General features: G+C 71.5%; 10 protein-coding genes. 4 read left to right on the forward strand and 6 right to left on the reverse strand.

Annotated features, from left to right (window positions below; translation table 11 throughout):
• The first annotated feature begins 387 nt into the window (after positions 1 to 387).
• Both WME73_RS35535 and WME73_RS35540 read left to right on the forward strand, forming a co-directional pair.
• Positions 388 to 996, forward strand: coding sequence for a hypothetical protein (locus WME73_RS35535; protein ID WP_437912424.1), 609 nt, complete (start codon positions 388 to 390; stop codon positions 994 to 996).
• On the forward strand, positions 993 to 2,723 hold the full coding sequence (locus tag WME73_RS35540; protein WP_437912425.1) for a M23 family metallopeptidase: 1,731 nt from the start codon (positions 993 to 995) through the stop codon (positions 2,721 to 2,723). Before WME73_RS35535 ends, WME73_RS35540 begins: the two co-directional genes overlap by 4 nt.
• On the opposite strand, the gene WME73_RS35545 is transcribed toward WME73_RS35540, so the two are convergent.
• The 3 genes from WME73_RS35545 to WME73_RS35555 form a co-directional block, all read right to left on the reverse strand.
• A complete protein-coding gene (locus WME73_RS35545; protein ID WP_437912426.1) occupies positions 2,648 to 3,433 on the reverse strand; it encodes a leucine-rich repeat domain-containing protein in 786 nt (261 codons plus the stop codon). The two genes, WME73_RS35540 and WME73_RS35545, sit on opposite strands and share 76 nt — an antisense overlap.
• Before the next feature lie 60 nt (positions 3,434 to 3,493).
• Entirely contained in the window at positions 3,494 to 3,964 is a 471-nt protein-coding gene (locus WME73_RS35550; protein ID WP_437740797.1) for a ferritin-like domain-containing protein, read from the reverse strand.
• 481 nt (positions 3,965 to 4,445) lie between these two features.
• The gene (locus WME73_RS35555) at positions 4,446 to 4,679 is read right to left on the reverse strand and encodes a hypothetical protein (protein ID WP_437740798.1); all 234 of its coding nucleotides are present in this window, start codon (positions 4,677 to 4,679) and stop codon (positions 4,446 to 4,448) included.
• A gap of 378 nt (positions 4,680 to 5,057) precedes the next feature.
• Between WME73_RS35555 and WME73_RS35560 the strand changes: the two genes are divergently transcribed.
• Positions 5,058 to 6,407 (forward strand): DUF1552 domain-containing protein, encoded by a 1,350-nt coding sequence (locus WME73_RS35560; protein WP_437912427.1) that lies wholly within the window; start codon positions 5,058 to 5,060, stop codon positions 6,405 to 6,407.
• Positions 6,408 to 6,420: 13 nt separating this feature from the next.
• Here WME73_RS35560 and prs read toward each other — a convergent pair whose 3' ends face one another.
• The 3 genes from prs to WME73_RS35575 are packed head-to-tail and all read right to left on the reverse strand — an operon-like array spanning position 6,421 to position 10,282.
• A complete protein-coding gene (gene prs / locus WME73_RS35565) occupies positions 6,421 to 7,344 on the reverse strand; it encodes a ribose-phosphate diphosphokinase (RefSeq protein ID WP_437524274.1) in 924 nt (307 codons plus the stop codon).
• Complete coding sequence (locus WME73_RS35570) at positions 7,341 to 9,269, reverse strand: class I SAM-dependent methyltransferase (protein ID WP_437912428.1); 1,929 nt, start codon at positions 9,267 to 9,269, stop codon at positions 7,341 to 7,343. Before WME73_RS35570 ends, prs begins: the two co-directional genes overlap by 4 nt.
• Positions 9,269 to 10,282 (reverse strand): LolA family protein, encoded by a 1,014-nt coding sequence (locus WME73_RS35575; RefSeq protein WP_437912429.1) that lies wholly within the window; start codon positions 10,280 to 10,282, stop codon positions 9,269 to 9,271. The genes WME73_RS35570 and WME73_RS35575 overlap by 1 nt, the downstream gene beginning before the upstream one ends.
• Before the next feature lie 286 nt (positions 10,283 to 10,568).
• Between WME73_RS35575 and WME73_RS35580 the strand changes: the two genes are divergently transcribed.
• Positions 10,569 to 11,843 (forward strand): SpoIIE family protein phosphatase, encoded by a 1,275-nt coding sequence (locus tag WME73_RS35580; RefSeq protein WP_437912430.1) that lies wholly within the window; start codon positions 10,569 to 10,571, stop codon positions 11,841 to 11,843.
• Positions 11,844 to 11,881: the final 38 nt, after the last annotated feature.

The raw sequence follows: 11,881 nt of genomic DNA on the forward strand, positions 1-11,881 counted from the left end.
TCTCCTCTTCGACCCGGCGCACGTCAGCGGCCGACCGCCGACGCATCTTCAGGTGGTGATGTGGACTACCACGGCGCGTCTCGTTGGAAGGCTCGAAACACGTCCCCGCCATTCGACGATCTCGGGGTACGTCCACGGCTCACGCGCGGTCGATGGACGTCTGTCTCTTGCTGTCGCCGACCGAGCGCGGCCGCACGGCCAACGCCATGGGCTCACGCAGGCATGACAACGGCTGATGTCCTTTGACGCGCCGCTCACGCGCAGCCTTCGCGCGGCACGTCACGTCGTCCCGGTCACATCCTGGCGACATCTTGCGCGCCCCCACCACCTCTTGGCCAGGCCTGCCGATTTTCGACTAGAATAGAGGGTCCCCTTCCGCGAGGCCTCATGCGCGGCGTTCCCACGGCTGTTGTTGTCCTCCTCTCTGTCGCGGTCGCCGCGTGCGACCAGGCCGCGCCCCCCTCCGAGACGCCGCCCGATCCAGCGGCCGCCCAGCCGCTGTCCGCGGCGGCAACCCCGGTGATCGCCGCCGTTACCTGGCCCCCTTCCGCCTCGCTCGACCGGACCGCGCTCGCGGCGCTCCCCAAGACGGCGGCTCACGCCGCCAGGACCTCGCGGGTCCCGGTGCTCGTGCCGTCCCGGCGCGAGCTCCTCGCGGCGCCGGTCCTCGTTGCCAGGGAGCACTGGACCTCGTTCTGGGCAAAGACGGACGCGATCACCGTCTCGCTCACGATGACCCGCCTCGCGCACAAATATCCGAGCATTCCACCGTTCCGGGGGCCCCGCGCCGTGCGCGGGGCGCCTGCGTTCGTCACGGCGAACGAGGGTATCTGGAGCGCGTCGTGGACCGAGAACGGCGTCTCGTACGCGCTCGACGTCGAGTGCGCCTCCCCGGAGGCGCCGGCCTGCGCCTCGGACGCGCTCGTCCTCGAGCTCGCCTCGGGGCTCGTTTATGTGGGCGGCGACGAGCCCAGGGCCGCGGGGGACATGCCATGATCGCGCCGCTCCGCCCGCCGCGCCCCCGCTCCGCCGCGCTGGCCTCGCTGGTCGCGACAGCCGCGCTCGCGCTCGCGCTCGCGCTCCCGCCGAGCGCCGCCGCGGCCGATCCGTTCTCGTACCATCCGGCCGGCGAGCTCCTCTCTGGCTCGGGAGAGGGGCGCGCCGACGACGTCGTGTACGCGCCTTCCATGCGCTTTCCGCTCGAGGAGGGCCCGGCGTTCGCCAACTCCCAGGTCTACAGCAAAGGCGGGAGCGCGGGCCCGGCCGGTGGACAGTGCGATACGGACAACTACGCCTATCCGTGGCGCGACAACTACTGCGAGCTGCGCTCGTGGGAGATGCCTCTCTGCCCCTCCGGCACAGGGCACCAGGGGCAGGACATCCGGCCGGCGACGTGCGAGGCGGGGAGACACTGGGTCGTCGCGGTGGTGGATGGCACCATCACGAGCGTCGGCGGCTACTCTGTCTACCTGACCGGCGAGGACGGGACTCGCTACGACTACCTGCACATGTCGGATGTCCAGGTCTCGCCCGGCCAGGACGTGTCGCGGGGAGAGCGCATCGGGCGGGTGTCCAACGTCTACGGGAGCACGCCGACGACCATTCACCTGCACTTCAACGTGCGGCAGTCCGTGAGCGGCGTCGGCGTGGTCTACGTGCCGCCCTACACATCGCTCGTCGCTTCGTACGAGGCGCTGCTCAACGAGCCCCCCGAGGGCGCCCTCGAGACCGCCGGCTGCAGCGGTATCGCGGGATGGACCCGCGACCCGGACGCGGAGAGCGCGCCGGGCGACGCGCGGCTCTACTTCGACGTCCCCGCGACCGAGGACGGCGCGGAGGGCTACAGCTTCCCCGCGGACGTGCGCCGCGACGACCTCTGCGAGCCGCTCGGCTCGTGCGCGCACGGCTTCGAGGCGCCGATGCCGCTCAGCCTGCTCGGGGGCGACCACGCGGTCCACGCCTACGGGGTCGACGGCTCGAGCGGCGAGGAGGTGGAGCTCGAGGGGAGCCCGAGGGCCCTCGAGTGCCCGCTCGATCTGCCCTCCGGCGTGAGGCGGCCGCTCGGCGGCGACGGCGCGCTGGACGCCTGGGGGTTCTCGCGGTTCTGGGACGTCGCCAGCGCGCCGGACGCGGCGCTCCTGGCGCTGCCGGAGGGCGACGCGTTCCCGTCGTCGCCGCTGCTCGTGCGCGGCGACGACGGCGCGGCCTCCCTCTGGTTGATCGACGGCGCCGATCGGCGGGCCGTGCCGGATGCCGAGGTGGCCGCCGCCTGGCATCTCGATCCGGGCGAGGCCGTCGTGTGGCCGGCAGCGAGGCTCGCCGCGCTGCCGCTCGGGCCGGCGCTGCGGCCGCGCCCGTTCCTGGTGCAGGGCTCCGGGCCGGCGCTCCACGTCATCGACGCGCCGCCGCCGCCGGGCGAAGGCGGCGGCGGGGCTGGCGAGGCCGGCTCCGGGGGCGCTCCAGCCACCGGAGACGCGGAGGAGGGCGCGCCCGGCATGAACGTCGGCGTTCATGGGCAGCTGCGCTGCGAGTGCGGCGCAGCCGGCGCGGGCGCCGCGGGCTCCGCTGGGGCGGGCTGGCAGCTCGGCCTCTTCGCGATGGCGGCGCTCGGCGCGGCCCGCAGGCGGCGGCGCGAGGGCCGGCCGCCTCAGCCTTCGTGGATCTTGATCCCGGGGATCGACCGGAGCGGGCTCGCGTCCTCGACCCGCGAGCCCTCGAGGTAGACGTTCTTCAGGCTCTTGAGCTCCCGGAGCGGCGACACGTCGCTCACCCGCGTCCGCTTCATCTGGAGCATCTCGAGCTTCTTCAGGCCGGCGAGCGGGCTCACGTCGGTCACCTCGGTCTCATCGAGCTGGAGCTCGGTGAGGCTGGTGAGGCCGGCGAGCGGCGAAAGGTCGGCGACGGGCGTGCGGCCGATGTCGAGCCGGTCGAGCTTGACCAGGCCGGAGAGCGGCGAGAGGTCCTTGACCAGGGTCGCCGAGACGCGCAGCGACTCCAGCCGGAGCAGGCCCTTGATCGGGCGGAGGTCGTCGATCTTGCCCGGCGGCAGGTAGAGCCCTTTGACGCCCGTGAGCTCGGGGAAAATGCACGGATCGAGCTCGTCGAGCCCCTGGGCGTCCGAAAGGTTCATCGTCTTGATGTTCTTGAGCTCGGCGCGCTTGATCGGCCCCTCGGGCTTCTGGAGCTGCTGCCGCACCTTGGCCTCGAGCGCCGGATGAGAGAACGTCACCGGATCGCTCTTGGTGCACACCACCTCTTGCTTCTTCGGCGGCGCGCTGGCCGTGGCCGCGGGGCTCGCGGCAGGAGGCGCGTCGGCGGGCTTCGCCGCAGAAGGCACGGCCGAGGCCGCTCCCGCAACGGGCTTCTTGGGCTCGTCGCAGCCGAGGAGGAGAAGGGTGATGCCAAGGGATGCAAGGACGAGAGGGCGAATCATCGCCGCGATGATACACGAGACGACGGAAGAGGGCCGCGTCTTCCAAAGGGCGCTCGCGCGCTACAGCGGCAACAGCAAAAGCCCTTGTCGCGAGTCGAGCTGCTCGGAGAACCAGTCCCGGTGGCGCCGCTCCACCGCGAGCGAGTGCCGGAGGACGTCGCGCGCGCGCTCGGAGAGGCCTTCGCGGAAGGATATCATCCGCTCGTAAGCAGCGCAGCTGTCCTCCTCGTAATGCCTCATCGCCTCGAGGATCGCGCGATCTCCGACCATCCCGTTCGTCAGCGCCTTGCTCTTCAGCTTGGGTCGGACGGCGCTCTCCATCGGCGGCTCGCCGAGCTCGTGGGCCAGGGCGGCGAGCACCTCGAGGTGACGCTCGTGATCGTGAAGGAAGCTCGCGAGCCGGCTCTTGTCGCCTGGTCGGTTCATCCGCGAGAGCGCTGCTGCGAGCGCGTCCACCGTGGACCAGTTGAGCTCGATCAGTTCGGTCAAGGACCCGATGAACGCGGCTTCGCCGCCGATCACGGACGCCATGGAATATCGCTCCTCTCCTCGCGGAAGCGGACCGCCCGCGTGAAGAGAGAGGTGGGCGGGTGCTTCTCCAGGCGTTCGATGCTCGCAAGCCCGGTGCCGGAGCCCGCCTGTGCAGCCGCTATCCGTCGCTGCGCGCGCGTCGTCCAGGAAACCCGCGGTTCTCCACGCTTATCGCCAGCCGCCGCGCCCGAGACGGCCCGCTCCAGGGCCCGCGCTCGAGGGGATGCGAAGACTCAACCCAGATCGAGGCCGCGGTCGCGGCGCCGGGTCGAGCGCGCGCCGGACCAGGACGGAGCCGTGACGTGCCGGGGCGCGATCGGCACATGCTCACGCCGCGCCAGGCAGCGAAGCGCGAGCACGTCCTGGACATGAGCGCGCCTCCGCGCAAAGCGCGGAGGCGGCGTCGTCCAGGTCAGGATCAGGAGAGGAGAGATGGACTTCGGTCGAGAGCGCTCCGGCGGCGCGCTCGGCGGAGATGCCGCTACTTCTTGCCAAAAAGGCCGCCGAGCGAGCCTGCGAGGCTGCCGACGTCGAGGTTGGCGATGGCGGGGGCCGCCGCGCCGAGCGCGGTGTCGACGTGGGCGGCGAGCGGCGCGGGGAGCTTCTCTTTCAGGAAACCGACCACCGTCTCCACGGCCACGCGGGCCTTGTCTTCCGAGATACCAACCTTCTCTGCGACCTGTCGTACCAGCTCGTCCATGGCCTCGACGCTCATCCTTTCTGCGCGAGCCGCGCATCCGGGGCGAGCATCCACGCGCCGATCGGCGCCGGCAAGGGAATTCGGCGCCGCGCGCTGCGCGCTGCGCGCTCGACGACGTGGCCCCTCGCACCAGCGCGCGGCGGCATGGGCCCTCGTGGTGAGCCGCATCGTGGTGGGCCCCGCACGACAATCCCCCTGGTCATTTCGTAAAGAGTGTTGTTGAATCAGGGGATCTCGGCTTGGCCGATGCGGGTGAGGAGGGAGAACCATGTCTGGGCCCGCAAGTCACGAACCTGCGCTCCTCGTCGAGCTCACCCAGACGGACGGTCTCCTCTACATGGCTGCCTGAAAGGAGCGAGGGGTATGTCGAAATTCCGCTTGAGCCGACGTTCCATGCTGCGAGGCGCCGGCGCCATCGCCGTCGCGCTCCCGTGGCTGGAGATCATGGGAACCGAGCGCCCGGCGCGCGCGCAACCCGCCCCCGCCCGGCGCTTCCTCGCCGTCTACACGCCCGGCGGGACCTTGATCGACCGCTGGCGTCCGACCGGCACCGAGACGAGCTTCACCCTGGGCCCCATCCTGGCGCCGCTCGCGCTGGTGCAGGACCGGCTGCTCGTCGTCGACGGCCTCGACATGAAGAGCGCGATCGGGGAGCAGCACCAGTGCGGGATCATCGCCTGGCTCACCGGCACGGCGCAAGAGGGCGCCGGCGGCAGCAGCGGCTACGCGAGGGGGCCGTCCATCGATCAGGTGATCGCCTCCCGGATCTCCGCCGGTCGGACGGCGAAGGCGAGCATCCAGTTCGCGGTGCGCTGGGCGACGGGCAAGTCCCACGGCCGGATGACGCCGATGAACATCGCCAACTTCGAGGACACCGCGCCGTACAACCCCATCCAGCCGCGCCTCGATCCGGTGGAGATCTTCACCGAGCTCTTCGGCACGCTGAACCCCGGCGCCAGCAACGACGCCGCCCTCCGCCTCGCGCGGAAGCGATCGATCCTCGACTTCGTCGACCGTCGCTACGCCGCCGTCTCCGCGAGGCTCGGCGCGGCCGACAAGCAGAAGATCGACCAGCACCTGACGAAGATCCGCGAGATCGAGCAGAGCCTCGGCAGCACGCCGGCTGCGACGAACGCTTGCAAGGCCCCGACGTTGGTCGACACGTCCGACTACAACCCGAGCGCGGGGCTCAACGCGGACGACCCCGGCTCGATCGTGGACAGCTCGACCGATGCGGCGATCCCCAAGGTGGGCAAGCTGATGACGGACATGCTGGTGATGGCGCTCGCCTGTGACATCACCGCGGTCGGCACCCTGCAGTGGAGCGACACCGAGGCGAAGCACACGTTGCCGTGGCTGAACCTGACCGAGCACCACCATTTCTACCAGGAAATGGGCGGCTTCAGGCCGGCCGAGTGCGAGCTCATCTACACCTGGTACTCGGAGCAGCACCTCTATCTCTTGCAGGAGATGGCGAAGGTCGACATGGGCGGGCACTCGCTGCTCGACGAGAGCGTCGTCTTCTTCGGCTCCGAGATCTCGGATCCGCCGACCCACAGGAAGACGAACATGCCGTTCCTGCTGGCCGGCGGCGGCGGGGGCCTGCGCACCGGGCGCTGGGTCCGGTACCCGAATCTCCCGCACAACAACCTGCTCGTCTCGATCTTGAACCTGTTCGGCGACACCCGGACCACGTTCGGCTTGCGTGAGTACTGCACCGGGCCGCTCACGAACCTCACGTAGGGCCGGAGGTGCCCTAGGTCTCCCGCTCGAGCGCGCGCACCAGCAGCGGCGCCACCGAGTGGAGGGCGCCGGGCGCATCGGCGAGCTGCTGGCTGCCAGGGTGCGAGTCGGTCCCGAGCAGCGTCGTGAACACGGAAGCCTTCCTGATCTTCTCGAGCGAGTCGCCCGGCAAGACGAGGTGGCTCGCGACGGCGTGGACCTTGGATGCGCCGGCGGCGAGGTAGGCGCGCCCCGCCTGGACGAGCGATGAGCCGGTGCGGACCATGTCATCGTAGATGACGACCTCGCGGCCCGAGACATCGGCGTTGATGCCGGTCACGCCGACGCCGTCGCCTCTCCGCTCCTTGTACACGAACGCCGGCTCGACGCCGAGGCCGCGGGCGAGGCTCTGCACCCATTTGGCCCGACCGGCGTCCGTCGCCGCCAGCACGTACGGGCGATCGCCCATCAGCTCGCGGACAGCCTGCGTGATGAGCGGAGCGCCGTAGAGGTGGCGCGTCACGTGCGAGTCGCTGAAGTAGAACTCGATGCCATCGGTGTGCAGATCGAAGAGGAAGATGCGCGTGCCCGCGTCGCACGAGGGGATCGCCGAGATGAGCCGCGCTCGCGTCTTCGCGGTCACCACCTCGCCCGGCTTCACGGCCCTCTCCATAGTCGCGTAGCCGAAATAAGGCATCACGATGGAGAGCGACCGCGCGCCTGCGCGCGAGATGGCGCAGCCGAGGTCGTAGATCTCCAGCCAGTCGAGGTCCCGGGGGGCGCCGCCGAGCAGGACCACGTCGCGCCCCCAGCAGTCGACCGCGACGCGCAGGTAGCGCTCGCCGTCGGGGAAGCTCTTGCGCTCGACGAGGCCGCGCTCGAAGTCGCCCGCGGCCAGGAAGGCAGGCTCGAGATAGCTGTACGAGCTGATCGTGATGAGCAGGCGCCGCTGGCTCATCGCGCACCTCGGCGGGTCGTCCGGGCCGGAGCGGGCCCTCGGCGCGCGCCCCGGGCGGGCGCGGCCTTCGCCGCCCTCGCGAACGGCGCAGCCTTCCCTGGCTTCGCGGGCGGCGCAGCCTTCCCCGCCTTCGCGGGCGGCGCAGCCTTCCCTGGCTTCGCGGGCGGCGCAGCCTTCCCTGCCCTCGCGGGCGGCGCGCCCACGCTGGCGAGGACGCTCTTCAGGTGGGGCTCCGCGCCTGGTTCGCTGGGAAAATCGACGGGATCGGGGAGATCTTTCATCTGCACGACGTCGCATCCTGCTTCACGCGCGGCCTCGTGCAAATGACGCCGGAACCTGGCGCGCGCGATGCCACGGTGGTTGGTGCAGGCGAGCAGCCTGCCGCCCGGGGCGAGCACGCGGAAGGCGAGCGCGGCGAGCGCGCCGAAATCGCTCGCAGCGCTGAAGCGGCTCTTCTTCGTGGTCGCGAAGCTCGGCGGATCGAGCACGACGAGGTCGAAGCGCCGGTCGGACTGGGCGGCGGCCTTCAGCCACGGAAACACGTCGGCCTCGACCACGACGTGCGCCGCCGGGTCCGCGCCGATCGCGGCGAGGTTGTCGCGCGCCCAGGCGACCACGCCCCGGGACACGTCGACCGTCACGCTCTCGCGCGCGCCGCCCGCCACGGCCGCCACGGTGAACGCCCCCGTGTAGGCGAACAGGTTCAGCACCCGGGCCCCCCGGGCCAGCTCCCGCACCCGCCGCCGGTTCTCGCGCTGGTCGAGGAAGATGCCGGTCGAGAGCCCGTCGCCGAGCCGCACCTTGAACGGCAAGCCGTGCTCGAGGACGGTGAACTCCTCCGGGGCGTCCTCCCCTCGGACGGCGTGCCGCGGCGCGAACTCCTCGCGCCGCGCGTCGACGATGACGCTCGCGTGCTTCGGGCGCGCCTTGAGGTACACGCCCTTCGCCCCGAGCCGGTGAGCCGCGTCGAGCACGAGGTCCCGCGGCGGCGCGCCCGGCTCGCCCTCGCCCGCGCCGAACAGCGACACGACGAGGTGCTCGCCATAAAGGTCGACGGAGACGGAGGGGAGTCCGTCACCCGCGCCATGGACGAGCCGGAGCGCCGTGGTGTCACCGGCGCGCGCGATCCCGTACCGCCGCTCGGCGGCCTCGCGCATGGCGCGCTCGACGGCCGCGACGCCGCCCGCGTACGGGTCCGCCGGCGCTGCCGCGAGCCACGCCTCGAAGACTGCTGGCAGCTGCGAGCGGAAGGTCGCGGCCGCGCCCGTGGCCGGGTGATCGAGGCGGAGCTCGGCGGCGTGCAGGAGCAGGCGCGGGGCCTCGGGGCCGCCGTAGAGCGGATCGCCGGCGATGGGGAGGCCGATCGCCGCGAGCTGCACCCGGAGCTGATGCGTGCGGCCTGTCTCGGGCCGGAGCTCGAGCAGGGCCCGGTCGCCGCGGCGCTCGAGGAGGCGGTAGCGGGTGATCGCCAGCACGCCGCTCGCGGCCCGATCCTCTCGCGCCCCGCCGGTCTCGGCGAGCGCGCGCATCGCACCTCCCGGCGCCGGGACGAGGCGGTGCCGCAGGGTGCCGCGCGGCGGGCGATCGCCGAAGCCGGAGACCGAGGCGACGTACGTCTTCTGCACCGTGCGCCCCTCGAACTGCCGCGCGACGGCGGCGTTCGCCTCGCGCCGCCGCGTGAACAGGAGGACGCCCGACGTGTCGCGATCGAGCCGCTGGTGGATCCCGAGGTACGCCTCCGCGTCGCCCCGGCCGCGGAGGAAGGCGCGGAGGCGCGTCACCATGTCGTCGATCCGCTCCGCCTCCGGCGCGTGCGTCGACAGGCCAGCCGGCTTGTCGACGACGATGAGATCGGCATCCTCGGCGAGGATCCACTCCGGATGGATGTCGGGAAAGAGCTCCGAGAGCGAGAGGCGCGGGGTCATCAGTTCTGCTTGACGTCGGTGCCGGGCGGCGCCGTGAACTGGAACTCCGCCGGATCGATCGACGCGGGCTGCGACGCGTTCTCGAAGTCGAACCGGTTCCGGTTGCCCTGCGCGTCGACGATGAGGACGCGGCGCACGACGCCAGGGTCCTTCTTCGCGAGGAGCGCCTTGTCGATATAGAACATCACGAATTCGTAGTGGGGAGTCGGCGCACGCGGCTTGCCGACGAGCACGGGGCCGCCCTCGAACTTCGCCTTCTCGTTGAAGGTGAACGTGAACGACGGGCGGAGCCCGTGGCCCATGAGGAACGAGAGGGCGCCCGGATACTCCGAGTTCTGCACCGGCGTGACGAACATCTGCCGGTCCTCGGCGACGTAGACCTTGAGCGACACGCCGTCGGAGACGATGCGGTTCTGGTTCGGCGGATCGTAGCGAAACGAGATCCTGTCCGGCTTCTGGACCGACAGCGCGCCGCTCTGCTTCTTGACGGCCCCCGAGACCTTCTGCGTGTGCTCCTGCTTGAAGCGGGCGAAGTACGTCTTCTTGCCCACAAAGATCGCGTCGACCTCGGCCGCGACGGCGTCCGCGGATCCCGCCTCGGCGGGCGGCACCGCGGGCGGCGCCGCCGTGCCGGGCGCGGGCGCGGAGGTCGCCGCCGGCGCCTCGGCGCGCCCTCCGCCCGCGTCGCGCGCTGCCGCGTCGCCGACGGGCGTCCCCGCGTCGCGCGCCGCCGTCGCGGCACCAGCGTCCTCGCGCTTCCGGCCCGCGTCCTCCGCCGGCGCCCCCGCGTCCGTCGCCGCCGGAGCGCCCGCGCTGGCAGCCGCCGCGGGGGCGCTCGCCTGCGGCGGCGCGTCGACCGCGTGCGGCGTCGCGTCGACCGGCTGCGGCTGGGCCGGCGCGGCGGCGGAGGGCGAGGCGTCGGGCGCCGCGCCGACGGGCGCGGGCGGCGCGTCGCAGGCCGCCACGACCAGGGCAGTGGCCGGGACGAGGGCGACGAGGCGGAGGCGGTTCATCGAAGGGCTCGCTTTCAAGGAGAGTGCGTCGCGTGTTCTAGGACAGGTAGGGCCGAGGTGGTAGCGCCGACCTCCACCACCCCGAGCCCCGCGCCGACGGCATCGATGGCGATCTCGCAGCGTCGCCGGGGCGCTCGCGACCGTCGTCGCTCGAAAATTGGGCCGCGCCGAGGTCAGGAACGCCGACGCGCGCCGGGGCACGCGCTGGCGACGACGTCGTCCCGGGCCCCCGGGGCGAGACCATGTCTTGACCCCTATTTCCACGTAGCCCAAACTCTCCGGCCGCATGCGCGCCGGCACTCCCTCCCTGATCGATGCGTCGTCGCTCATCCTGATCCTGGACGTCTCGCGCAAGCTCGCGGCGCCGTGCGATCTCACGGAGCTGCTCGAGCTCATCATCAAGACGGGGCGGGAGGTGATAGGCGCCGACCGCGGGAGCGTCTTCCTCTACGACGAGGAGGCCAAGGAGCTTTACTCCCGTGTCGCCACGGGCGAGGCCCAGATCCGCGTCAGCATCGACAAGGGCATCGCCGGGGAATGCGCGCGCAAGCGCCAGACCATCCTCGTCGACGACTGCTATTCCGACCCGCGGTTCAATCAGGAGATCGACCGCCGGACGGGGTATCACACGAAATCCCTCATCACGGTGCCGCTCATCGGGCTCGACGACAAACTCGTCGGCGTGCTCCAGATGCTGAATTCGAAGGCGGACCACTTCGGCCCGGACGAGCGCGACGTGGCGGAGCTGCTCGCGGCGCAGGCGGCCGTCGCCGTGCAGCGCACGCTCCTGCTCGAGGAGCGCCTGATCAAGCTGAAGCTCGAGCACGATCTCACGATCGCGCGCGACATCCAGCAGAACATCCTCCTGCGGCGGCTGCCGCGCTGCCCCGGCTATTCGCTGTCGGCGTTCAGCAAGCCGGCGGACGACACGGGCGGCGACATCTACGACGTCATCCGTCTCGACGAGCGCGCGGACATGTCGCCGATGATCCTGCTGCTCGCCGACGCGGCCGGCCACGGCATCGGCCCCGCCCTCAGCGTGACCCAGTTCCGCGCGATGCTCCGCATCGGCCTGCGCCTCTCGGCCGACATGGACGCGCTCATGCACCACGTGAACCAGCAGCTCCTCGAGGACCTGCCGAACGACCGCTTCATCACGGCGTTCCTCGGCGTCCTCGACCCGACGACGCACCAGCTCCGCTTCCACGCGGCCGGGCAGGGGCCGCTGCTCCACTACCGGGCGGCCGAGGGCCAGGTCGTGTGGCGCGATCCGTCGACCGTCCCGCTCGGCATGTTCAAGGATCTCGACCTGCCCCCGACGCCGCCCCTCGTGATGGCCCCGGGCGATCTCCTCGTGCTGCTGACCGACGGCTTCTACGAGTACCAGGACGCCGCCGGGCAGGTGTTCGGCAAGGAGCGCGTCGGCGAGCTCATCCACCGCCTGCACGCGCGCCCCACGTCCGACATCCTCGGCGCGCTCCTCGCCGAGGTCCGCCGCTTCGCCGGCTCGGCCAAGCAGATCGACGACCTGACAGCGCTGCTCGTGAAGCGCGATACGTAGGGCCGCGCTCAGCGGCTTCCCCTCTCCCCGTCCTTGCG

Origin of the sequence: Sorangium sp. So ce302, from assembly GCF_051530145.1 — a bacterium.
GTDB classification, from domain to species: Bacteria; Myxococcota_A; Polyangia; order Polyangiales; family Polyangiaceae; genus Sorangium; species Sorangium cellulosum_B.